This is a genomic window from Cyanobium sp. LEGE 06113 (assembly GCF_015207615.1).
In genome coordinates, this window is sequence record NZ_JADEWM010000004.1 from 53,004 (window position 1) to 73,075 (window position 20,072).

General features: G+C 70.2%; 25 protein-coding genes and 1 tRNA gene. 15 read left to right on the forward strand and 11 right to left on the reverse strand.

Features of this window, described 5'->3' with window-relative positions:
• The first annotated feature begins 28 nt into the window (after positions 1–28).
• The 3 genes from IQ220_RS08105 (at position 29) to IQ220_RS08115 (ending at position 2,570) form a co-directional block, all read left to right on the forward strand.
• On the forward strand, positions 29–664 hold the full coding sequence (locus tag IQ220_RS08105; protein WP_186698562.1) for a sulfotransferase family 2 domain-containing protein: 636 nt from the start codon (positions 29–31) through the stop codon (positions 662–664).
• Complete coding sequence (mtnA, locus tag IQ220_RS08110; RefSeq protein ID WP_193914278.1) at positions 654–1,805, forward strand: S-methyl-5-thioribose-1-phosphate isomerase; 1,152 nt, start codon at positions 654–656, stop codon at positions 1,803–1,805. Before IQ220_RS08105 ends, mtnA begins: the two co-directional genes overlap by 11 nt.
• Before the next feature lie 90 nt (positions 1,806–1,895).
• Positions 1,896–2,570 carry a class II aldolase/adducin family protein gene (locus IQ220_RS08115; protein WP_193914280.1) on the forward strand — a complete coding sequence of 225 codons (675 nt, stop codon included), beginning with the start codon at positions 1,896–1,898 and terminating at the stop codon, positions 2,568–2,570.
• A gap of 26 nt (positions 2,571–2,596) precedes the next feature.
• Here IQ220_RS08115 and IQ220_RS08120 read toward each other — a convergent pair whose 3' ends face one another.
• The 5 genes from IQ220_RS08120 to IQ220_RS08135 all read right to left on the reverse strand — a co-directional run bounded on the left by IQ220_RS08120 (position 2,597) and on the right by IQ220_RS08135 (position 7,540).
• Complete coding sequence (locus IQ220_RS08120) at positions 2,597–3,997, reverse strand: sodium:solute symporter (protein WP_370566384.1); 1,401 nt, start codon at positions 3,995–3,997, stop codon at positions 2,597–2,599.
• Between the two features lie 81 nt (positions 3,998–4,078).
• Positions 4,079–4,261 carry a hypothetical protein gene (locus IQ220_RS15720; protein ID WP_228009025.1) on the reverse strand — a complete coding sequence of 61 codons (183 nt, stop codon included), beginning with the start codon at positions 4,259–4,261 and terminating at the stop codon, positions 4,079–4,081.
• Positions 4,258–4,965 (reverse strand): hypothetical protein, encoded by a 708-nt coding sequence (locus IQ220_RS08125; protein ID WP_228009026.1) that lies wholly within the window; start codon positions 4,963–4,965, stop codon positions 4,258–4,260. The genes IQ220_RS15720 and IQ220_RS08125 overlap by 4 nt, the downstream gene beginning before the upstream one ends.
• On the reverse strand, positions 4,962–5,519 hold the full coding sequence (locus IQ220_RS08130) for a hypothetical protein (RefSeq protein ID WP_193914282.1): 558 nt from the start codon (positions 5,517–5,519) through the stop codon (positions 4,962–4,964). The genes IQ220_RS08125 and IQ220_RS08130 overlap by 4 nt, the downstream gene beginning before the upstream one ends.
• Positions 5,520–5,590: 71 nt before the next feature.
• Positions 5,591–7,540: a prolyl oligopeptidase family serine peptidase gene (locus tag IQ220_RS08135; protein WP_228009027.1), complete on the reverse strand. Its 1,950-nt coding sequence runs from the start codon at positions 7,538–7,540 to the stop codon at positions 5,591–5,593.
• A 64-nt stretch (positions 7,541–7,604) separates the two neighbouring features.
• Between IQ220_RS08135 and def the strand changes: the two genes are divergently transcribed.
• The 5 genes from def to IQ220_RS08160 all read left to right on the forward strand — a co-directional run bounded on the left by def (position 7,605) and on the right by IQ220_RS08160 (position 9,660).
• Positions 7,605–8,210, forward strand: a complete 606-nt coding sequence (def, locus tag IQ220_RS08140) for a peptide deformylase (protein WP_186698572.1) — start codon at positions 7,605–7,607, stop codon at positions 8,208–8,210.
• A gap of 6 nt (positions 8,211–8,216) precedes the next feature.
• Positions 8,217–8,417, forward strand: a complete 201-nt coding sequence (locus IQ220_RS08145; RefSeq protein ID WP_186698574.1) for a hypothetical protein — start codon at positions 8,217–8,219, stop codon at positions 8,415–8,417.
• A 125-nt stretch (positions 8,418–8,542) separates the two neighbouring features.
• Positions 8,543–9,184, forward strand: a complete 642-nt coding sequence (locus IQ220_RS08150) for a DUF3747 domain-containing protein (RefSeq protein WP_228009028.1) — start codon at positions 8,543–8,545, stop codon at positions 9,182–9,184.
• 58 nt (positions 9,185–9,242) lie between these two features.
• Positions 9,243–9,413 (forward strand): 30S ribosomal protein S21, encoded by a 171-nt coding sequence (gene rpsU / locus IQ220_RS08155; protein ID WP_006172073.1) that lies wholly within the window; start codon positions 9,243–9,245, stop codon positions 9,411–9,413.
• 88 nt (positions 9,414–9,501) lie between these two features.
• A complete protein-coding gene (locus tag IQ220_RS08160) occupies positions 9,502–9,660 on the forward strand; it encodes a hypothetical protein (protein WP_186700902.1) in 159 nt (52 codons plus the stop codon).
• 27 nt (positions 9,661–9,687) lie between these two features.
• Here the strand turns inward: IQ220_RS08160 and IQ220_RS08165 are convergent, their stop codons facing one another.
• On the reverse strand, positions 9,688–11,241 hold the full coding sequence (locus IQ220_RS08165) for a YifB family Mg chelatase-like AAA ATPase (protein ID WP_193914286.1): 1,554 nt from the start codon (positions 11,239–11,241) through the stop codon (positions 9,688–9,690).
• Between the two features lie 32 nt (positions 11,242–11,273).
• On the opposite strand from IQ220_RS08165, the gene IQ220_RS08170 reads away from it, so the two are divergent.
• Genes IQ220_RS08170 through IQ220_RS08180 form a run of 3 tightly spaced genes read left to right on the forward strand, consistent with a single transcriptional unit; the run spans position 11,274 to position 13,953 of the window.
• Positions 11,274–11,654, forward strand: coding sequence for a histidine triad nucleotide-binding protein (locus tag IQ220_RS08170; protein WP_370566385.1), 381 nt, complete (start codon positions 11,274–11,276; stop codon positions 11,652–11,654).
• Positions 11,655–11,694: 40 nt separating this feature from the next.
• Complete coding sequence (locus IQ220_RS08175) at positions 11,695–13,695, forward strand: ABC transporter ATP-binding protein/permease (RefSeq protein WP_193914287.1); 2,001 nt, start codon at positions 11,695–11,697, stop codon at positions 13,693–13,695.
• 36 nt (positions 13,696–13,731) lie between these two features.
• The gene (locus tag IQ220_RS08180) at positions 13,732–13,953 is read left to right on the forward strand and encodes a chlorophyll a/b-binding protein (RefSeq protein WP_193914290.1); all 222 of its coding nucleotides are present in this window, start codon (positions 13,732–13,734) and stop codon (positions 13,951–13,953) included.
• Positions 13,954–13,986: 33 nt separating this feature from the next.
• On the opposite strand, the gene IQ220_RS08185 is transcribed toward IQ220_RS08180, so the two are convergent.
• The 4 genes from IQ220_RS08185 to psbX form a co-directional block, all read right to left on the reverse strand.
• Positions 13,987–14,463: a hypothetical protein gene (locus IQ220_RS08185; protein ID WP_193914292.1), complete on the reverse strand. Its 477-nt coding sequence runs from the start codon at positions 14,461–14,463 to the stop codon at positions 13,987–13,989.
• A 4-nt stretch (positions 14,464–14,467) separates the two neighbouring features.
• On the reverse strand, positions 14,468–15,037 hold the full coding sequence (locus IQ220_RS08190) for a Tol biopolymer transporter periplasmic protein (protein ID WP_370566386.1): 570 nt from the start codon (positions 15,035–15,037) through the stop codon (positions 14,468–14,470).
• Positions 15,038–15,064: 27 nt separating this feature from the next.
• Positions 15,065–16,018 carry a Ycf66 family protein gene (locus IQ220_RS08195; RefSeq protein WP_193914294.1) on the reverse strand — a complete coding sequence of 318 codons (954 nt, stop codon included), beginning with the start codon at positions 16,016–16,018 and terminating at the stop codon, positions 15,065–15,067.
• Positions 16,019–16,106: 88 nt separating this feature from the next.
• Positions 16,107–16,229 carry a photosystem II reaction center X protein gene (gene psbX, locus IQ220_RS08200; RefSeq protein WP_186698588.1) on the reverse strand — a complete coding sequence of 41 codons (123 nt, stop codon included), beginning with the start codon at positions 16,227–16,229 and terminating at the stop codon, positions 16,107–16,109.
• A 91-nt stretch (positions 16,230–16,320) separates the two neighbouring features.
• On the opposite strand from psbX, the gene IQ220_RS08205 reads away from it, so the two are divergent.
• A complete protein-coding gene (locus IQ220_RS08205; protein WP_193914296.1) occupies positions 16,321–16,641 on the forward strand; it encodes a YggT family protein in 321 nt (106 codons plus the stop codon).
• 7 nt (positions 16,642–16,648) lie between these two features.
• On the opposite strand, the gene accC is transcribed toward IQ220_RS08205, so the two are convergent.
• Entirely contained in the window at positions 16,649–18,001 is a 1,353-nt protein-coding gene (gene accC, locus IQ220_RS08210; RefSeq protein WP_193914298.1) for an acetyl-CoA carboxylase biotin carboxylase subunit, read from the reverse strand.
• 165 nt (positions 18,002–18,166) lie between these two features.
• Between accC and IQ220_RS08215 the strand changes: the two genes are divergently transcribed.
• The 3 genes from IQ220_RS08215 (at position 18,167) to msrB (ending at position 20,039) form a co-directional block, all read left to right on the forward strand.
• Positions 18,167–18,248, forward strand: a tRNA-Leu gene (locus tag IQ220_RS08215).
• Positions 18,249–18,259: 11 nt separating this feature from the next.
• A complete protein-coding gene (locus tag IQ220_RS08220) occupies positions 18,260–19,573 on the forward strand; it encodes a glycosyl transferase (protein WP_370566405.1) in 1,314 nt (437 codons plus the stop codon).
• Positions 19,574–19,598: 25 nt separating this feature from the next.
• A complete protein-coding gene (gene msrB, locus IQ220_RS08225) occupies positions 19,599–20,039 on the forward strand; it encodes a peptide-methionine (R)-S-oxide reductase MsrB (protein WP_186698595.1) in 441 nt (146 codons plus the stop codon).
• The last annotated feature ends 33 nt before the right edge of the window (positions 20,040–20,072 follow it).

The following is a 20,072-nucleotide window of genomic DNA, read 5'->3' on the forward strand; positions in this document are numbered from 1 at the left end:
GGGCCACCGGGCCCACCTTCCCTCTCCCATGCTGCTGCTTCCCGAGCGCAAGGCGCTGTTCCTGCACATTCCCAAGACCGGGGGGCAGACCATCGAGCGCCTGCTCGGTTTCCCCCACCGCCACCAGCATCACTCCAGCAAGGGCCTGCCCAGTGACTGGCAGCGCTGGTTCCGCTTCACCTTCGTGCGGCACCCGGTGGATCGCTTCATCAGCGCCTGCAACTACTACGTGGACATGGCGGGGCGCCATCAGCGCCGCTACCGGCAGCCCGCCGAGCGGGGTGTGATCGCCAGCTTTCGGCTCTGGTTGCTGGAGGAGAAGCCCAGCCTGCCGCAGGTGGTGGAGGCACTGCAGGCCCAGGATCTCTACCGCCGGCATGCTGGCTTCGCGCCCCAGCTGCGGCGCATCAGGGCTGTGCAACCCCAGTTCCTGGGCCGGTTCGAACGCTTTGCCGACGATGTGAACACGGTGCTGACACTGCTCGATGTGGACGCCAGGCTCGAGGCGGGGGCGCCGCGCATCAACGCCTCGAAGCGGCACTATCGGCAGGTCGATCTCGATGGGCCTGCCCTGCAGGCGCTCAGCCGCATGTATCGGGCTGATTTCCAGCAGCTGGGCTACAGGCCCGCCCCTCCCACTGCCCTTCCCAACGATGAACATTGACGGCCAGGCCTGGCGCACCATCTGGCTGGAGCCCGATGGCCGTTCGGTGGGGGTGATCGACCAGACCCTGCTGCCCCATCGCTTCACCACCCGCCAGCTCAGCAGCTGTGACGCGGCGGCCGAGGCGATCCGCACGATGGTGGTGCGGGGGGCGCCCCTGATCGGTGTCACGGGGGCCTATGGGCTGATGCTGGCCCTGCAGAGCGACCCCAGCGACACCGCCCTCGCCCAGGCCTACGACCAGCTCAATGCCACCCGGCCCACGGCCGTGAACCTGCGCTGGGCCCTGCAGCGGGTGCGGCAGCGGGTGCAGGCCTTACCGGAACGAGAGCGGGCCGAGGTGGCGCGTCTCGAGGCCGCGGCGATCGCCGAGGAGGACGTGGCCATGTGCGCGGCCATCGGCGACCACGGCCTGGCGCTGTTTCAGGCCTTGGCCGCGGGCCGAGCGCTCGAACGGCAGGGGCGGCCGTTCCAGGTGCTCACCCACTGCAATGCCGGCTGGTTGGCCACGGTCGACTGGGGCACGGCCCTGGCGCCGATCTACAAGGCCCACCGCGCCGGCCTGGACCTGCACGTGTGGGTGGACGAGACCCGGCCCCGCAACCAGGGAGCCAGCCTCACCGCCTTTGAGCTGGGCCGGGAGGGGGTGCCCCACACCGTGATCGTGGACAACGCCGGCGGTCACCTGATGCAGCACGGCCTGGTGGACGCCGTGATCGTGGGCACCGACCGCACCACCCGCAGCGGCGATGTCTGCAACAAGATCGGCACCTACCTCAAGGCCCTTGCCGCCCACGACAACGGCGTGCCCTTTTACGTGGCCCTGCCGGGCTCCACCATCGACTGGAGCCTGCGCGACGGCCTCGCGGAGATTCCGATCGAGGCCCGCTCCGGCAGTGAGGTGACCCAGATCAGCGGTCGCCTGCTCAACACCGGCGCCATCGCCGCAGCTGGAGAGTCCGCTGCCATGGAATCCGCCACGGTGGCCCTCACTCCGGAGGGCAGCGAGGGCTTCAATCCGGCCTTCGATGTCACCCCGGCCCGGCTGGTGACAGCCCTGATCACCGAACGGGGCGTGGCCCCGGCCAGCGAGGCCGGCCTGGTGGGGCTCTATGGGGACCTGGGCGGTGCGGGCGGCTAGGGCAGTTCGGGCGGCGCGGGGGCTCAGGGAGGTTTGCAGTAGAGGCCAGCCCCGCTGGTCTTTAGCCTCGGGATTCCCGCGTCTCCGCCCATGGCCAGCCCGGAGCTCGAGCTGCGCCAGGCCCTGGTGCTGGCGGCCCGGCGGATGAACAGCGCGGGGATCAACCAGGGCACCTCCGGCAACCTCTCAGCCCGGATCCCCGGGGGCCTGCTGATCACCCCGAGTGGCACGCCCTACGAACGGATGCAGCCCGAGGACCTGTGCGCCATCGATGTCCATGGCCAGCCCCTGGATGCCGTGTCGCGTCAGCAGGGTCTGAGGCCCTCCTCCGAGTGGCGGCTGCATGCGGACCTGCTGCGCAGCCGGCCGGAGCTGAACGCTGTGGTGCACTGCCATTCGATCCAGGCCACCGCCCTGGCCTGCCATGGCCGCGGCCTTCCCCCGTTCCACTACATGGTGGTGATGGCCGGTGGGCCGGACATCCGCTGTGCGCCCTATGCCACCTTCGGCAGCCAGCAGCTCTCCGATCTGGCCCTGCAGGCCCTGAGCGGGCGCCGCGCCTGCCTGCTGGCCCAGCACGGCCAGGTGACCCTGGGAGGCACTCCCGAGCAGGCGCTGGGCCTGGCGATCGAGGTGGAAACCCTCGCCCACATGTATCTGCAGGCCCTGCAGCTGGGTGAGCCGCCCCAGCTCTCGGGCGAGGAGATGGACCGGGTGGCGCACACCATGGCGGCTCTGCACTACGGCGAGCAGCGGCCGGCCTGATGGCTCGAGAGCTCGGCCGCCCGCTCTCAGGCCGGCAGATGGGGCCGCGCTCCGGCCAGCACCATGCCCGTGGTGGCGAACACGAGCACCATCGCCAGACAGAGGCCGGTCCAGGTGGCCAGCCCCCAGCCGGCCACGGCCAGGGGCGCCACCACGGTGATCACACCACCGGCCAGAAAAGGCTGCAGCATCAGTTGCTTGATTGAAAAGGCCTGCAGGGCGCTGCTGCGGTCGAAGGGATCGGCCATGTGCAGCAGCACCAGGCCACTCGCCGCCACGCCGGTGGCCTGGCCGAACTCGATCACTGCCCGCTCAAACCAGTCGCGGGGCAGGATCCGCGGCGCCAGCAGCAGCACCACCGCCAGGTTCCAGACCAGGCCGGCACCGATCAGCACCGAGAGGGGCAGCCAGTCGGCACGGAGCAAGGCCAGGTCGAGTCCGGCGGTGGCGGCCGTGATCAGCAGGTCGGCGGAGAGGGTGCTGAGCCGCGTCTGCACCGGCGCCGAGGCCCGGCCGGCCTGGCCCGTGCGCTCCAGCAGCAGCCGCACCAGCAGCGATCCCAGGATGGCGAAGGGGAACACGGGCAGGTCTTCCACCACGGTGTCGACGCCGCCGCCCACCAGGGCGCCACCCAGCCGCAGCAGCGCCAGCAGGGCCAGCCCCACCAGCACCGCACAGCCCGAGAGGGCCAGATTCACCAGCCAGACGGAGGCGCCAGGGCGTGGCTTGGGTTCGAGGCCGCCGGTGCGGGGCAGCGCGCTGAGACTGGCGGCGTTGTCGATCGAGAGCCAGCCGCGCTGCCGGCCCAGCAGCACCACCAGGCCCCCCACCAGGGTGGAGGCCACCAGACCGGCGGAGGCCAGGGTGAGGCCCAGAGCCTGGCCTCCCGGGAAGCCGAGGGCCGCGTAACTCGGCCCCATGGCGGCGGCTGAGCCGTGCCCACCCTCGAAGGCCACCTCAATCAGGCAGGCCATCACCGGGCTCACCCCCAGCCGCGGTTCGAGGATCCACAGCACCACCAGGCCTCCCACCAGGTACTGGCCGAAGGCGAGCACCAGCGCCAGGGACACCTGCCCCGACACCGGCCGCCAAAGCCCGGCCAGGGTGGGCAGGGGCTTGCCCAGCATCAGGCAGGCGAACACCAGGGTGAGCAGCACCTGGGGCAGCTCTGCCCAGATGTCCATCACCGGCTGGGGCAACCAGGGCAGGACTCCCGCCGGCGCCAGCAGCAGGCCGAGCACCCCGGCCAGCAGCGCCTCGGGAATGCCCCACACCATCAGCGACAGGCGCCGCGCCACCCAGCCGGCCAGCAGCAGCAGCAGAGCCAGCAGGCCCAGGGCAAGCAGCAGCCAGGCGCCCCGTTCCAGCAGCACGGCACCCCCGGCCCCGAGCACAGCCGAACCCCGCGCGATCAGTTCCGAACTCACCAACGCCTGCAGGCCCATCACATCAGCCGGTTCTGGCTGACTTCGGGATCTTAGGGCTCGGTTTCGGGCCTGGAGGGGGCGTCAGATCTCGGCGGCGGCGCGCTCCACCAGCCTTCTGGCCACGGCCTGGGTGCCGGTGTGCTGGTAGGTGTCGGTGAAGGCATCCAGGAAGGTGGCCAGCTGCTCGAAGCGTCCCTGCCAGGGCCCGAGGCTGCCCTCCAGGGCCTGCACGGCCTTCTGGCCGCTGAGGCCGAGGCTGCTCACGAAGCCCCCGGCCCAGCCCAGCCAGGAGTCGACCCCGCTCCGCAGGAGCCCAGGTGGGCCTGCTCGCCGCGGCCGGGAATCAGCGGCGCCATGGCCCGGTAGCCCGGCAGCTGGTTCAGATCGCCGCTGCCCACCTGGCCGAGCAGACCGTCGAGGCGCTCCAGGGCCCGATCGCCCAGGGGCAGCAGGGCGTCGAAGCAGAGCATGGCCGCCATCCGCACCCGGGCCTCGCCGGCGTAGTCGGCCAGGGAGGCGCTGAAGTCACCGAAGCTGTCTCCCGGCAGGCCGTTCACCTGGGTGAAGGCCAGCAGTTCGGCCGACACCTTCAGGGCCAGGTCGGTGGCTTGCAGGGTGTCGCTGGCTGGGGTGAGGTTGGCCAGGCCCTTGACCAGGGGCAGGGCGGCGCCGATGTTGGCCGCCAGCCGCAGCCCACCGCTGGCCTTCTGGGAGCGGTTGACGGCGTCGTAGAGGCTGAGGGCGCGGCCATAGCCCTCATGGCGGGCGCGGCTGAGCGTGTCGGCGCGGGCACGCACCTGGGCGATCAGCTGGGGATCGCTGCTGCCCAGCACCTCGGCGATCAGCAGCTCGGGCTGGGTGGTGTTCCGCCAGGTTCCCGGCACCAGGGTGCTGATGCCCTTGAGGGCCAGCACGGTGAGGTTGCGCCGGGGCAGGCGCTCCAGTCGTTCCAGAACGGTGCGGCTCATGCGGGGTTAGGGGCGGGATCGAGCGCCGGCCGGGCCGGTTTGAGGGCCTGGCGGGTTCCCTTGGGCTGGGGCAGGGCGGCCAGGCCGGGCAGGTCGAAGGCTTCCAGCAGCTCATGGCGCTGGTTGAGGTCCAGCCCCTTCTCCTGGCCGATCACCTTCACCTGGAAGCGCTCGGCCACCAGCAGGGCACTGGCCTGCTGGCCCTGCTCCACCAGGGGCCAGCCCTTGAGGCTGTCGGCGCTGCTCCGGAACTTCTCACGCGCCTCAGGCGCCGTGGTGGTGTCGGAGATGGCCAGCAGGGCCAGGGCCTCACCACCCTGCTTGAGGCGGGCCTGGCTGAAGCCCCGCTTCTCCTGGGTGAACACCAGCTCCTCGCCGGGTCCGGGGGTGGGGAACAGGCGGTTGAAGGCGCTGCCGTTCACCACGGCGCTGGTGGGGATGTCGCCCACCGTGCCGCCGGGCATCCACTGCGAGAACGGCAGCAGCAGCAGGCCCGCGATCAGGAGTGCGGAGCCCAGGACCAGGGCAAGGCCCCAGCGCAGCAGGCGGGACATGGCGAGGAGTGATGAGGCTGAACTGTTGCTAGTCGTCGCCAGGCCACCTGTCGGGGTGCCGGCTGGAGTCGTCACGCAAAGTGACGCCTGAAGAAGGCCTCCGTGGCCTCCAGCACCTGCACCTGCACGCTGCCGCTGCGGAAACCATGGCCTTCGCCGGCGAAGCGGTGCACCTCCACCGGCACTCCCCGGGCTTCCAGGGCGGCGGCCATGCTGTCGGTCTGCTCGGGTGGCACCACGGTGTCCTCCAGGCCCTGAAAGAAGATCACCGGGCAGTGGATCTGCCCGGCGTGCTCCAGGGGCGACCTGGCGCGATAGGTGGCTTCGGCTGCGGGCCAGGGGCCGATCAGCCCATCGAGGTAGCGCGCCTCGAAGCGATGGCTCTGCCGGGCCAGGGCCGCCGGATCGGCAACGCCGTAACGGCTTGCCCCCGCCTGGAACACCTCGGTGAAACAGAGGGCTGCCAGGGCCGTGAAGCCACCGGCGCTGCCGCCCTCGATGGCAATCCGCTCGCCGCTGGCCACGGCTGCGGCCACGAGGGCCTCGGCGGCGGCGGCGCAGTCGGCCACATCCACCACGCCCCACTGGCCATCGAGCCGCTCCCGGTAGGCGCGGCCGAAACCGGTGGAGCCGCCGTAGTTCACATCCACCACCCCCCAGCCGCGGCTGGTCCAGAACTGGATGGCCAGCTGCAGGCCCCGGCGGGCCATGCCGGTGGGGCCGCTGTGGCCCTTCACCAGCAGGGGGGAAGCAGCTGTGGCGCCCCCCCTGGGCGGGTGGAACCAGGCATGGGTGCGGGCCCCGCCGTGGCCCTCGAACCAGAGGGCCTGGGGTGGCTCGATCTGCTCGGCCTTGAGGGGGGCGGGGGCCGCAGGGGTGTGGCGCCAGCTGCCGCTGGCCAGCTCCAGCTCCAGCAACCCCTGCGGGGTGGTGGGATTGGCAGCCAGGGCCAGCACGGAGCCAGCGGCGGCATCCAGGCCCGCCAGATCGTCAAACGGCATGGCCAGGGGCTGCCAGGCCGCGGCGCTGCCGGCCTTGGGGCCCTCGAGGGCCACCTGGCCCAGCTCCCAGCTGCCGGAGCGGCAGGCCGCCGCCACCAGCACGGACCCATCCCAGGCGCTGGTGCGCAGGCCGCTCACCCATTGCGGCAGGGCGAACTCGGCCTGCAGCGGCAGCAGCGGCTGCCAGCGCGGCGGCCCCGGCTGGGCGGTGTCGAGCCGCTGCAGGTTCCACCAGCCGCTCTCATCCGAGGCCACCACCAGCGCGTGGGGGCCGATCCAGAGGGGCTGGAACACCGAGATCCCCCGGGGATCGCCAGGTCCCGAACCCGCCACGACGCGCGGCGGCAGCAGCGTTCCCTGCCCATCCAGTTCCGCCAGCCACAGCTGGCTGCGCTGCCAGGGCATGAACGGCTGCTGCCACTCCACCCAGGCGAGCTGGCCCCCATCGGGACTCAGGCAGGGGTAGGCGCAGAAGTCCTCGGCCTGGTGGAGCGGCAGGGGCAGGTGGCCTCCTGGCTGGTCGCCAGCCAGGAGGCCCGGCAGGGGCACGCTCACCAGCTGGTCGCGGCCGTCCTGCTCCAGCACCCCGATCCAGCGCCGGCGCCCCTGGTCGATCAGACCATCGGCGAGGACGGCAGCTTCCGCTCCGGAGCCATCGCCCCGGTCAGGCGGGGTGAGGCGCCGTGGTTCCGCCAGGGGGCGTCCCGAGGCCGGATCGAGGGGCAGGTGCCAGAGGCAGCGATCCCCGTCGTGCACGAACACCAGATCCCCGCCAGCGATGGCATAGGCCCCGCCGCCGTAGCCATGCAGGCGGCTGCGCAGGTTCCAGGGCGGCGGGGTGAGCTCGCTCACCGGTCCCGCGTCGCCGCAACGCAGCATGAGAGTGGTGCGCCCCTGTTCCTGGGGCCGCTGCTCCAGCCAGAGCCGATGCGGGCCCCAGAGCCGGGGCTCCAGAAAACCGGCGGTGCGGCCCACTGCGGTTGCCGCCGGCAGGGAGTCAGGGACCTGGCGGGGGGTCAAGGGGCTTGCTCCGGACTGCAGGGCCTGTCGCCCTAAACTGACATCAACTTCACAGGAAGGGGCCTTGGCTCGCAGCTTCGCCCAGATGGCGCGCTCGGCGGAACGCAACAGCCGCACGGTCCAGGTGCCCAAGGAGGCCCTGGACGAACCTCCCCTGCAGATTCACACCCTGGGCGATGCCGTGCTGCGCACGCCGGCCAAGCGCATCAGCAAGGTGGATGAATCGGTGCGAGAGCTGGCCCGCAACATGCTGCGCAGCATGTACACCGCCAAGGGGATCGGCCTGGCTGCTCCCCAGGTGGGGGTGCACAGGCAGCTGCTGGTGATCGATCTCGATCCCGAAAACCCGGCCACGCCGCCGCTGGTGCTGATCAATCCCGAGATCCGCTCCTTCGGCGGTGCCATCGACACCTACGAGGAGGGCTGCCTGAGCATTCCAGGCGTCTATCTCAATGTGGTGCGCCCTGCCGCGGCGGAGGTGAGCTTCCGCGATGAGATGGGACGGCCCCAGAAGCTCAACACCGATGGGCTGCTGGCGCGCTGCATCCAGCACGAGATGGATCACCTCAACGGGGTGTTGTTCGTGGATCGCGTCACCGATGAGCTCAGCCTCACTGAGGAGCTCCAGCAGAAGGGCTTCGACCGCCAAGCCGTTCACCCGATCCGCTGACAGCCCATGCCGATGAAGCCCCTGGCCGGGATCTTTCTGGCCCTGGCCTGCCTGCTGGGCATTGCCGCAACAGGCTCCGTGTTCGAGCTGGCCTATGGCGATCCTGATCTGGGAATCACCCCCACCCGCTGGATTCTGGGCATGAGCGCCCCTGGCACCCTGGCCGCGCTGCTGGTGGCGATCCGCATCAATCGTCCGGCGCCCTGAACGGGTGGCTGTCGGCTCTAGCCTCTCCTGAGGGCCGAACAGCCTTCGCTCTGGCCCCCCGCCCCTGGTGCCTCGGGGCCTGGCTGCATACCATGACCATCGTTCTGGTCCGAGCTGTGATGGAGATGTCCGCACTGCCCCCTTTCCAGGCTCGTCTGCTGAGCAGCGCCCTGGCCCTGGTCGGTGCCGCGGCCCTCGGCCCGGTTGCCCCGCCGGCAGTTGCGGCGTCCCTGTTCGAGGCCACTGAGGTGAACCCCCAGAGTTTCGTGCTGGTGGCTGCGCCGATCGGCAACGGTGAGCGGGCCCAGCTCAACATCTACGAGCAGATCCGCGACACCCGCCCTTGCTTCGCCTTGAGCGGCTCCCAGCCGGCTCTGGTGGAACCTCTGCTGTCCACCTTCGACTTCACCGGCATCTGCGGCCGCTTCCTCGATGCCAATGGCTACTCCCTGCGGGTGGGTGGCTCCGATCTCGGCTCCGGCTACCGCCTCAGCGTGATTCGCAGCAATGGCGACAACCTGCTCCTGGCGGTGCCCACCAAGGCGGGGGTGGGGCCTGAAATGGTGGTGGCCCGCACCCAGGGCCCCGGCAGCGGCTTTCTGCAGCTCGTGTTTGAGCCAGGCTGGGGGCTGAAGCGCCGTGCTTTCCAGGGCCGCCGGCTCGGCCATCTCTACGTCTACCGCGACACCTGGCCGGGCGAGGTGGCCGACCAGCCGAGCGCTCCTGAAGTGCCTCCCCTTGAGGCCTTGCCTCCCGCCGATGGCTGACACCCCCCTGGGGGGGTGCTTGCTAGGCTCAACAAATCTGTGCCAGCGCTCCCGCTTCATGACCCAGGTCACCGTCGGCGAAAACGAAGGAATCGAATCGGCGCTGCGCCGGTTCAAGCGCCAGGTGTCCAAGGCGGGCATCTTTGCCGACCTCAAGCGGCTCCGCCACCACGAGACCCCCACCGAGAAGTACAAGCGCAAGGCCCAGCAGCGCCGCCGCCGCCGCTGATCGGCCCGGCCCGAAACGGGTACAAACACTGGTTTCGCTCAGCCCGCGCAGCGATCAGGCTGGGTTGATTCCCCCTGAGGTACCAGCCATGGCTGCTTCATTCCTGGTTCGGATGCGTGCCTTTGCCCTCTGGTTCGGCGACAGCCTGGGCCACGCCCTGGGCAACCCTGACGAGGAGCGCCGCTTCCAGCCCCCGCTGGTGGGCGTCCAGCCCTATGGCGATCGGCCCTGCCGCGCCGTTCGCTGAACCCTTGAGGGAGCCCTGGCCGGGGCCTCAGGCCCCGCCAAGCCCCTCAAAACTGCGGTAGGTCAGAGCTTCTGCCACGGCTGCCGCCGGGATGCGCTGCCGGGCCTCCAGATCGCAGATGGTCTGAGCCACCCGCAGCACCCGCTCGCCGCCTCGGGCGGTGAGCTTTCTGTGCGCCAGGGCGGCCTCCCAGAGGTCGAGGGCGGCGCTCTCCAGTTCCAGCACTTGGGGCAGCTGCTGGGCGGGCAGCCGGCCATTGCTGAGGCCCCCTGGATTGCGCAGTGTCATGCGCTGGCGCGCCGCCTCCACCCGTGCGGCCACCTGGTCACTGGCCTCGACCCCGTGGTTGCTGTGTCCTGCCGGGGCTGGGCCGCGGTAGGGCACCACCAGGCTTGAGGCCTCAGGGCGGCGCATCACCACCTGGAGGTCGAGGCGATCCAGCAGCGGTCCTGAGAGGCGCTGCCAGTAGCGCAGACGGGCCGCCTCGCCGCAGCTGCACTCCCGGTCGGGGTCGCCGAACCAACCGCAGCTGCAGGGATTGGTGGCCGCCACCAGGCTGATGGCGCAGGGGAAGCGGGTGCGCTGGCGCAGCCGGTGGATCCAGATCTCGCCCTCTTCAAGGGGCTGGCGCAGCAGGTCGAGCACCGAGCGCCTGAACTCGGTGAGCTCATCGAGAAAGAGCACCCCGTGGTGGGCCAGGGCCAGCTCGCCGGGGCGGGGGACGCTGCCGCCGCCCACCAGGGCCGCCCCTGAACAGCTGTGGTGCGGGCTGCGAAACGGCCGCTGCCGTATCAGGCCGTCCCCTTCCCCCAGCAGGCCAGCCACCGAATGGATGCGGGTGAGCTCCAGCGCTTCGGAGCGCTGCAGCGGTGGCAGCAACCCGGGCAGGCAGCGGGCCAGCATGGTCTTGCCACTGCCGGGTGGGCCCACCAGCAACAGATGGTGCCCGCCGGCGGCGGCGATCTCCAGGGCTCGGCGGCCATGGGGCTGGCCCTGCACCTGCGCCAGGTCGGTGCCGCCGCCGAGACGAGAGGCCTGGCCGGCACCGGGTGCCGCGGCTGGGGGGGCCTCGCCCCCCTGCACCAGGGCCACGGCGCTGCGCAGGTCGGTGGCCCCCCACACCGGCAGCCCGCTCACCAGGGCGGCCTCGCCGGCATTGGCGGCCGGCAGCAGCAGCCCCCGGGCTCCCGCCCGCCGGGCCTCCAGGGCCACGCAGAGCAGCCCCCGCACCGGCCGCAGGCCGCCGTCGAGGCCCAGTTCCCCCACACTCCACAGGCCCTCGAGCAGCCGGGCCTCCAGTTGGCCGCTGGCCAGCAGCAGCCCGAGGGCGATCGGCAGGTCGAGCCCCGGCCCCTGTTTCGGCAGATCGGCTGGCGCCAGGTTCACCACCACGCGGCTCAGGGGCACCCGAAAGCCGCTGTGGCGGAGGGCCGAACGCACCCGTTCCCGCGATTCCTGCACGGCGGCGTCGGCCAGGCCCACCATCTGGAGCGCCGGCAGCCCCGGCCCGATGTCCACCTCCACGGTCACCTGCCGGGCCTCCAGGCCCCGCAGCGCCGCGCTGCTGCAGCGTGCCAACATCGCCTTGGATCAACTGAACGGCAGTGCCACCGGTGTCACATCCGCCCTCCCAGAGCGCCAGTTCGGCCGAGCCCGTGGCCGACACGATCTTCGGCCGCATCCTGCGGGGCGAGATTCCCTGTGACGCCGTCTACGACGACGCCCAGTGCCTGGCCTTTCGCGACGTGTCCCCCCAGGCGCCCGTGCACGTGCTGGTGATTCCCCGCCAGCCGATCGTCTCGCTGGCCTCGGCTGAGGCCGAGGACGCCCCGCTGCTGGGGCACCTGTTGCTGGTGGCGGCCAGGGTGGCGCGGCAGCAGGGGCTCACGGGCTTTCGCACCGTGATCAACAGCGGGCCGGAAGCCGGCCAGACCGTGTTTCATCTCCATGTGCACGTGATCGGGGGGCGGCCCCTCGCCTGGCCTCCCGGCTGAGCCCGGGCACCAGGCACAATTCGGAGATCTGTGCACCTCCATGAAACCCTTCCAGGCTCTTCGCCTTCAGCTGGGCCGGCTGCAACGGTTGGCGCAGCCCTACTTCCTGCCGGTGGAGGAGACGCGCAGCTGGCAGTTTCTGCTGCTGGTGGTGGCCCTGGTCGCCGTGGTCGTCGGCCTCACCCTGCTGCTGCTCACCGGCACCGTGGCCCTCACGGGTGCCCTCATTCCCGACCTGCGCAGTCGCTTCCTGCCGGGCGTGCCCGAGCAGGTGGCGTCGCTGTGGCGCAGTCCCTTCGGTCCGGCCGTGATGGTGACCATGGCCGCCGGCCTGGGCTGCTTCGGCGCCTTCCGCAGCAAGCTGCGTCAGGGGCGCTGGTTGCCCTGGGTGCTGCTTGGCATCATCATCCTGTTGATCCTTGTGATCAATGGCATCAACGTTGGCATCAGCTTCATTGCCCGCAATGTGGACAATGCCCTGGTGGGCTATGACCAGGAAAACTTCTGGAAAATTGTTGGAATCTACGCCTTCTGCCTGGTGCTCGCCTTGCCGATCAGGGCGATGCAGAGCTATCTCATTCCCAGGCTTGGCCTGCTATGGCGTGAATGGCTGAGCGGCAGGCTGTTGAATCGTTATCTCTCGAATCGAGCCTATTACCTGCTCAATCCGAATCATGAGTCTGCTGAAGATATTGACAATCCTGACCAACGAATCTCCCAGGACACCGCCAGCTTCACCACCACCAGCCTGAGTGTGACGGTTGAGGTGATGTCGGCCCTGCTCACCTTCTTCAGCTTCATTGTGGTGCTGTGGAGCATCAGCTCCCAGCTGGCGCTGTGGTTGTTGATCTACTCGGTGGGTGGCACGGCGGTGATCGTGTTTGCCAGCCGAAAATTGGTGGCCTTGAACTTTCAGCAGTTGAAACTGGAGGCCGACTTCCGCTACGGCCTGGTTCACATTCGAGACAATGCCGAATCGATTGCCTTTTACCGCGGTGAGAAGCAGGAATCGAGGGAGGCCGAGCGACGGCTGGGTGGCGCCATTCGTAATTACAACCGCCTGATCATCTGGGAGGCACTCATCAGTGTGATCCAGCGCTCCTACGATTACTTCTCCCGCTTCCTCCCCTGGCTGGTGATCGCTCCGATCTACTTCGCCCGGGAGGTGGACTTCGGCGTGTTTGGCCAGGCGAGCATTGCCTTTTCGCAGGTGCTCTTCTCGGTCAGCTACATCGTCAACAACATCGACAGGCTGGCCTCCTTTTCCGCCTCGATCAGCCGGCTGGAGGGGTTCCAGGGCAAGGTGGAGGAGATCAGTGGTGCCATGGCGACCACCTTCACCGGGGAGTTCCTGACCGGGCAGGGCGTCCCTGGCGACTCCATCCTGGTGAGCCATGTGGACCTGGTGCCCCCCGGCACGGGCCGCACCCTGATCCACGACCTGAGCCTGGAGGTGGATCGCCATCAGCGCCTGCTGGTGGTGGGCCCTTCCGGCTGCGGCAAGACCTCCTTCCTGCGCCTGGTGAGTGGGCTGTGGCCCCCTGGGGCCGGCACGGTGCAGCGTCCTAAGGAAGGGGAGCTCCTGTTCATCCCCCAGAAGCCCTACATGCTGCTCGGCAGCCTGCGGGAGCAGCTCTGCTACCCCCTGCCGGCGAATCGCTTCAGCGACGAGCAGCTGCGGCATGTGCTCGATGAGGTGCGCCTGCCGGAGCTGGTGCACCGCTACCCCGACCTCGACATCAAGCAGGACTGGCCACGGCTGCTGTCCCTGGGTGAGCAGCAGCGGCTTGGCTTTGCCCGTCTGCTGCTGAACAGTCCGCGCTTCGTGGTGCTGGATGAGGCCACCAGCGCCCTGGATGTGGCCACCGAGCGCCACCTCTACGACCTGCTGCTGGAACGGGAGATGGCCTTCGTGAGTGTCGGTCACCGCCCCACGCTCACGGCCTTCCACGACACCGTGCTGGAGCTCGATGGCCAGGGCAACTGGCGGCTGTTGCCGGCGGCCGGCTATGACGTGGGCCAGCCTGCGAGCGGAGCCTGATGTCCGGCCCGCGTCGATGAGCACCTCAAAAGAAGGATGACCACCCCAGAAGACAGTGCCAGCGGCAGCGCCGCCAGCCCAGCCCCCAGCGCCGCCAACGCCCCCAGCGCCACCAGCTCCGATGTGCCCGCCTTCGGCTGGAGTGCCTACGCCGAGCGGGTCAACGGCCGCTTCGCCATGCTCGGCTTTGTGGCTGTCCTGATCATTGAGGCCCTCAGTGGCGACACCTTCCTGCACTGGGCCGGCCTGGTGCCCTGAGGGCCCAGCCGTTGCCGCCCCATCCCTGGCCCGTCAGGGCAGCTGGATCAGGTCCACCTGCCACAGCCCGCTGCGGCTCACCTGCACCGCCAGTTCACGGCCATCGGCACGGATCTGCACCTGGCGAGGCACCCCGGCGGGGGCCATGGCAATCAGCCGAAGGCTCTGGCTGGAGCGGCGGTAGAGCACCAGCTCGGTGCGGCCCTCCAGCTGGCGTACCAGGGCCAGCTGCTCGCCGCGGCCATCCACCGACACGCTGATCGGCTGGGTATCTGGCCGGTTGAGCCCCGGCAGAGGTACCGGACGCCGGTTGCGCAGGTCGATCAGGCTGACCCGTTCCCTGCCCCCGTCGCCGTTGATCAGGGCCAGCCAGGGGCCGCTCAGGGAGGGGTCACGGCTGGTGCCCAGTTGCTCGAGCTGGCGATTCAGGCTGTTGTCTGGCCGGGGCTGGGGCCCAAGGCAGCCCACCAGCACCACCGCCAGCAGCATCAGCAGGAGGCCGCGTGCCATGGGCTTAGCCGCCTCCGCTGGGGTTCTGCGAATCCGCCCCGCCCCCGACCGCCGGGCTGCCACCGGGGAGGTCTGGCTCAATCACACCGCCCAGCTCCAGCACTTCCACCTGCCAGCGCCCCTGCCGCACCAGCTGCAGGGCCAGGCGGCTGGCATCGGGGGCGAGGCTCAGTCGCACCGGCGCGGCGTTGGCCGGCAGCGGCAGCCGCACCAGCCGTCCGGTGAGGCGGTCTTCCAGCAGGGCCACCCGCCGCGGGCCCTGCTGCACCAGCACAGCCATGTAGCGGCCATTCCAGCTCAGCGAAGGGGAGCTGTGGGGTTCGCGGCCGCGCAGATGGCGCAGCGGCAGCACCCGGCCCCCGGGCTGCTCCTGCAGCACCACCCTGGCGCGACCCTGATGCTCCAGCACCGAGGCCAGATAGCGGCCATTGCCGCTCAGAGCTGGATCCAGGCGGTTGCCCTGGGCCCCGAAGCCGGTTGGGGAGGCCGGCCGGCGGCCGAACCAGCCACCGCTGCAGCCGCCCAGCCCAAAGTTGAGCACCACCACCAAGACCCCGACCCAGAGCTGGCGCACGGATTCAGTGATGGTGTCGGTAGGGGATCAGTCGTCAAATCGGGAGGCGTTGTCCCGTGGCCTGGAGTCGCTGGGTGCGCCTGCCCTGGGGCCCGCCGTCGGGGCCTGCCGGGAGCGCATCGGGCTGAAGTCGGCGTCGCTGATGTCACTGGCGGCCGGCCCGGCAGCGGCGCTGCTGGAGCGGATCGGCGAGCCTTGCGGAATCCCCGGCCGCTCAGATGCGGCGGCTGGGGCGGGGCTGGAGCCCCCCGCGGCGGGACGGCGGCTGGAGCGGAGCGAGGGCTCGGCTGTGGGTACGGGCCTGGAGCCCCGCCGGGGCTCGCTCATGGCGTCGCGATCGCGGCGGCGTGCCCCGAAATCGGTGGCGGGCCTGCCACCGCCGGCGCTGTAGCGGCTGCGCTCCCCGGCGGGTTCCCGGGTATCCCAGGCCTCGGGTTCGGAGCGGCCGGCTTCAGGGCGAGGGCCCTCGGAGCGGAGGCCTTCACCACGCCTGCTGGCCGCCCGTTCGGGGATGGCCGCCCGGCTGGAGCGGCGCATCTTGTAGAGGTCGTCCTCCGCCTCCCGGTTGGGGATGCGGCGGCGTACCGGCTCTGGTTCATCAAAGCGCTCAGCGTCGGGGTCGTCCCAGGGACGCCCTCCCATGCGGGGGCGGTAGGGCCCGGCCGGCACCGGAGGTTCGTCGTCGTCGAAATAGGAGGAGCGGCGGGCCTGTTCGGTGGTCACGCCGCGCAGCCTCACACTTTCGTAGGCGAAGAACACCGTGGTGCCGGCCAGCAGGAACTGGCCGAACTGCAGGATCGGATCCAGCCGCCAGCCCTGAAAGAAGAGGATGCCGCCGCAGAGCAGGCCCACGGCGGCGAAGAACACGTCGTAGTCGCGAGCGAGGGCCGGCTTGAAGCTGCGCATGAAATAGAGCAGCGCGCCACCCACCGCCAGCACAATGCCGACGATGCTGGCCCAGTTAAGGCTGGCATTGACCACGAAGTCTCACCCAGGTGCTGCGCATCACTCTAGGCAGTTGGCCAGGATCAGGCCCCCCCGGGGAGCATCTGCTTCGGCCAGGCGGGCCTCAGGAGCGACGATCGACCTGGTCGGTCTGGCTGATCAGCACCAGGGCAATCGAGATGGGCACCACCACGATCACCGCGCCCCAGGCGAGGCTGCTGAGGAAGTTGGCGAGGGAAGGGGTCATGGGGCGGGGCCGGGCAATGGCTTCGGGCGTTGCGGAATCCTAAGCAGTGACCGCAAGTTCCTACGCTCAGCTCACCGCTGCTTAGAGCTTTGTGACGGCCTTACCCGCTTCCCCTCTGGCCTGGGCCCACCTGCTGCTGGGCCTGTCGCTGGCGCTCTGGACGCTGCTGTTCCTGTTCCGCATCGTGCTCACCTGGTATCCCCAGGTGGACATCAGCCAGGGGGCGATGCGGCTGATCGGGGCCCCCACCGAGCCGCTGCTGGCGGCCACCAGGCGTCTGATCCAGCCGATTGGCGGGGTGGATGTGACGCCGGTGGTGTGGGTGGGTCTGATCAGCCTGGTGCGGGAGCTGCTGGTGGGTCAGCAGGGTCTGGTGACCCAGGCGATGCGCCATGCCAGCGCCGTGGCCTGAGCGGGCCTCAGACCATCGGCAGCATCTCCTGCTCCACGAACTTGGTGTGCACGTCACCGCTCTGGAACTCAGGCCGATCCAGCAGCTGCAGGTGAAACTCGATGGTGGTGGGGATGCCCGTGACGGCGCACTCTGAAAGGGCCCGGCGCAGGCGCCGCAGGGCGTGGTCGCGGTCGACCCCCCACACGATCAATTTGCCGATCAGGGAGTCGTAGAAGGGGGGGATCTCGTAGCCGGTGTAGACGTGGCTGTCGACCCGCACGCCAGGGCCTCCAGGCGGCAGCCAGCCGGTGATGCGCCCCGGAGCGGGCCGGAAGTTCTGGCGCGGGTCCTCGGCGTTGATGCGCACCTCAATGGCATGGCCCCGCAGGCTGATGTCTTCCTGTTTCACGGAGATCGGCTCCCCACCGGCGATGCGCAGCTGCTCGGCGATCAGATCCACGCCGGTCACCACTTCGGTGACGGGATGCTCCACCTGGATCCTGGTGTTCATCTCCATGAAATAGAAGCGGCCGGCGCGATCCACCAGGAACTCCACCGTGCCGGCCCCCTCGTAGCCGATGGTGCGGGCCGCATTCACGGCTGCCTCCCCCATCTCACGGCGCAGCTCGGCATCGATGGCCACGCTGGGCGACTCCTCCAGCAGCTTCTGGTGGCGGCGCTGGATCGAGCAGTCGCGCTCCCCCAGATGCACCACGTTGCCGTGGCGATCGGCCAGCACCTGCACCTCCACATGCCGGGGGCGGTCGATGAATTTCTCCATGTAGAGGCCCGGATTGCCGAAGGCGGCCTCCGCTTCCCCCTGGGCGGCCTTGAACAGGCTCTCGAGCTGATCGGCGTCCGGCACCAGGCGCATGCCCCGGCCGCCACCGCCGGCGGTGGCCTTGATCATCACCGGATAGCCCATGGCCTCGGCCAGCTCGGCGGCCTGGCGGGGGTGCTCCAGCAGGCCCTCACTGCCGGGGATGGTGGGCACCCCCACCCCCTGCATGGTGATCTTGGCGGTGGACTTATCGCCCATCGAGCGGATCGCTTCGGGGGAGGGGCCCACAAAGGTGAGGCCGTGGTCGGCGCAGATCTCGGCGAAGCGGTCGTTCTCGGCCAGAAAGCCGTAGCCGGGATGGATCGCATCGGCGCCGCGGGAGGTGGCGGCCGCCAGGATGTTCGGAATGTTCAGGTAGCTCTTGGAGCTCGGTGCCTCACCCACGCACACGGCCTCATCGGCCAGCTGCACGTGCAGGGCGTTGCGGTCCACGGTGCTGTACACCGCCACGGTGGCAATGCCGAGTTCCCGACAGCTGCGCAGGATGCGGAGGGCGATCTCGCCGCGGTTGGCGATCAGCACTTTGCCGATGGACATCCGCCGCCGCTCAGCTGGTACAGGCCAGGGCGGACTGTATCAGCGCTCACTGCGGCATTCCCTGGCGGGCGCGGGGAGGAGCGTTAGGTATTGTGCTGGGCCGATGGGCCGGCTCGGTTCGTCGCAGCACCGGGATGGGCCTGACCCAACCTTTGGTGGCATCAAGCGGATGTGGTGGAATTGGTAGACACGCACGTTTGAGGGGCGTGTGGCTTCGGCCTTGCGAGTTCAAGTCTCGCCATCCGCATTTTTCTTCTCCTGCCTGTGGCCAGGGCCACTGCGGCGCCCGTCACCCCCCCTGGGACTGCCGCCGCTGCCATCGTGCTGGTCAGCAACGGCCCCGGTGAGCTGAGCACCTGGGTGAGGCCCCTGGCCCAGCACCTGCACCGCCGCCTGGGCCTGGGCTCCGCGGGCCCCAAGCCTTTCTGCGGGCTTCACCTGGTGCTGGTGCCGTGTCCCAATGGCACCGGCACGGAGCACCGGGCCGCGGCCAGCTGGGGACTGTTTGAGCGCACGCTGCCGGCGCGGCGCTTCTGGAGCCTGCTGCTGCGGCCCCGGCGCTTCGGCCCCTGGCCCCGCCAGGGGGTGGTGGTGTTTCTGGGAGGGGATCAGTTCTGGAGCGTTCTGCTCTCGGCCCGCCTCGGTTATCGCCATCTCACCTATGCGGAGTGGGTGGCCCGCTGGCCCCGCTGGAACGACCGCATTGCCGCCATGGGCCCCCGCGCCGCGGACCGGCTGCCCAGGCGCTGGCGCTCCCGCTGCAGCGTGGTGGGGGACCTGATGGCGGACCTCTCCGAGAGTGCCCGCAGCGACGCTCCTCTGCCGCCGGGCCACTGGGTGGCCCTGCTGCCCGGTTCCAAGCCCGCCAAGCTGCAGGTGGGTGTGCCCTTCCTGCTGGACACGGCTGATCGCCTGGCGGCGCTGCAGCCCGACTGCCGCTTTCTGCTCCCCCTGGCCCCCACGACCGGCGTGGAGGGGCTGTTGCGCCATGCCAGCCCGGCCAATCCGATCGCGGCGGCCTACCGCGGCGGCCCGCCCAGCCTCAGCCTGGAGGGCGATGCCCTGATCACGGCCGCCGGCACCCGCATCCGCCTGGAGCGCCAGAGCCCGGCCCACACCAGCCTCAGCCAGTGCTGCCTGGCGCTCACCACGGTGGGGGCCAACACGGCGGAACTGGCTGCCCTGGCGGTGCCGATGCTGGTGCTGGTGCCCACCCAGCATCTCGGCGTGATGCAGGCCTGGGATGGCCTGGCGGGGCTGCTGGCACGGCTGCCGCTGCTGCGCCCGCTGCTGGGAACGCTGCTCAGCCTCTGGCGCCTGCGTCAGCGCGGCTTCCTGGCTTCCCCCAACATCGCGGCCGGGCGGCTGGTGGTGCCTGAGCGGGTGGGGCCGATCACGCCGGCGCAGATCGCTGCCGAGGCCGCCGACTGGCTGGCCTCCCCGGCGCGGCTGGCGGCCATGCGGCACGAGCTGGCCCAGCTGCGCGGACGCCCCGGGGCGGTGGCCTCCCTGGCCGACCTGGTGCTGGAGCTGTTGCCGCCGGGGCTGCCGGGCTCCCGGCCCGATTCCTAGGGTTGGGCTCCATTGCGTGGTTCCCATGGCGGCCATCCCTGATCCCCAGTCCTCCGCCTGCGGCGTGGAGAGTGGCCTGGCCCGCACCACCAGTGAGGAGGTGTGGCGCCAGAGCCTCACCCCCGAGCAGTTCCGGGTGGCGCGCCAGGGCGGCACCGAACGGCCCTTCAGCGGTGCCTACTGGAACCACAAGGGCCAGGGGATGTACCACTGCGTCTGCTGCGACGCCGAACTGTTCAGCAGCGCCAGCAAGTTCGATTCCGGCACCGGCTGGCCCAGCTTCTGGGATGGGGTGAAGCCCGGCGCGATCACCACCCTGATCGACCGCAGCCACGGCATGGTGCGCGCCGAGATCCGCTGCGCCAACTGCGATGCCCACCTGGGGCACGTGTTCGATGACGGGCCTGCCCCCACGGGTCAGCGCTACTGCGTCAACTCGGCCTCGCTCAGCTTCAAGGCCGACTGACTGACAGCAGGCCTCTCACCAAAGCAGCCGTCT

What these genes read in the sequence shown, in the direction of transcription:
- IQ220_RS08145 (WP_186698574.1), top strand. Translation starts at nt 8,217, where the DNA reads ATGCCGATGAAGCCCCTGGCCGGGATCTTTCTGGCCCTGGCCTGCCTG.
- IQ220_RS08115 (WP_193914280.1), top strand. Translation starts at nt 1,896, where the DNA reads ATGGCCAGCCCGGAGCTCGAGCTGCGCCAGGCCCTGGTGCTGGCGGCC.
- IQ220_RS08150 (WP_228009028.1), top strand. Translation starts at nt 8,543, where the DNA reads ATGTCCGCACTGCCCCCTTTCCAGGCTCGTCTGCTGAGCAGCGCCCTG.
- msrB (WP_186698595.1), top strand. Translation starts at nt 19,599, where the DNA reads ATGGCGGCCATCCCTGATCCCCAGTCCTCCGCCTGCGGCGTGGAGAGT.
- rpsU (WP_006172073.1), top strand. Translation starts at nt 9,243, where the DNA reads ATGACCCAGGTCACCGTCGGCGAAAACGAAGGAATCGAATCGGCGCTG.
- IQ220_RS08160 (WP_186700902.1), top strand. Translation starts at nt 9,502, where the DNA reads ATGGCTGCTTCATTCCTGGTTCGGATGCGTGCCTTTGCCCTCTGGTTC.
- IQ220_RS08180 (WP_193914290.1), top strand. Translation starts at nt 13,732, where the DNA reads ATGACCACCCCAGAAGACAGTGCCAGCGGCAGCGCCGCCAGCCCAGCC.
- IQ220_RS08165 (WP_193914286.1), bottom strand. Translation starts at nt 11,241, where the DNA reads ATGTTGGCACGCTGCAGCAGCGCGGCGCTGCGGGGCCTGGAGGCCCGG.
- psbX (WP_186698588.1), bottom strand. Translation starts at nt 16,229, where the DNA reads ATGACCCCTTCCCTCGCCAACTTCCTCAGCAGCCTCGCCTGGGGCGCG.
- IQ220_RS08125 (WP_228009026.1), bottom strand. Translation starts at nt 4,965, where the DNA reads ATGAGCCGCACCGTTCTGGAACGACTGGAGCGCCTGCCCCGGCGCAAC.
- IQ220_RS08130 (WP_193914282.1), bottom strand. Translation starts at nt 5,519, where the DNA reads ATGTCCCGCCTGCTGCGCTGGGGCCTTGCCCTGGTCCTGGGCTCCGCA.
- IQ220_RS08105 (WP_186698562.1), top strand. Translation starts at nt 29, where the DNA reads ATGCTGCTGCTTCCCGAGCGCAAGGCGCTGTTCCTGCACATTCCCAAG.
- mtnA (WP_193914278.1), top strand. Translation starts at nt 654, where the DNA reads ATGAACATTGACGGCCAGGCCTGGCGCACCATCTGGCTGGAGCCCGAT.
- accC (WP_193914298.1), bottom strand. Translation starts at nt 18,001, where the DNA reads ATGTCCATCGGCAAAGTGCTGATCGCCAACCGCGGCGAGATCGCCCTC.
- IQ220_RS08185 (WP_193914292.1), bottom strand. Translation starts at nt 14,463, where the DNA reads ATGGCACGCGGCCTCCTGCTGATGCTGCTGGCGGTGGTGCTGGTGGGC.
- IQ220_RS08175 (WP_193914287.1), top strand. Translation starts at nt 11,695, where the DNA reads ATGAAACCCTTCCAGGCTCTTCGCCTTCAGCTGGGCCGGCTGCAACGG.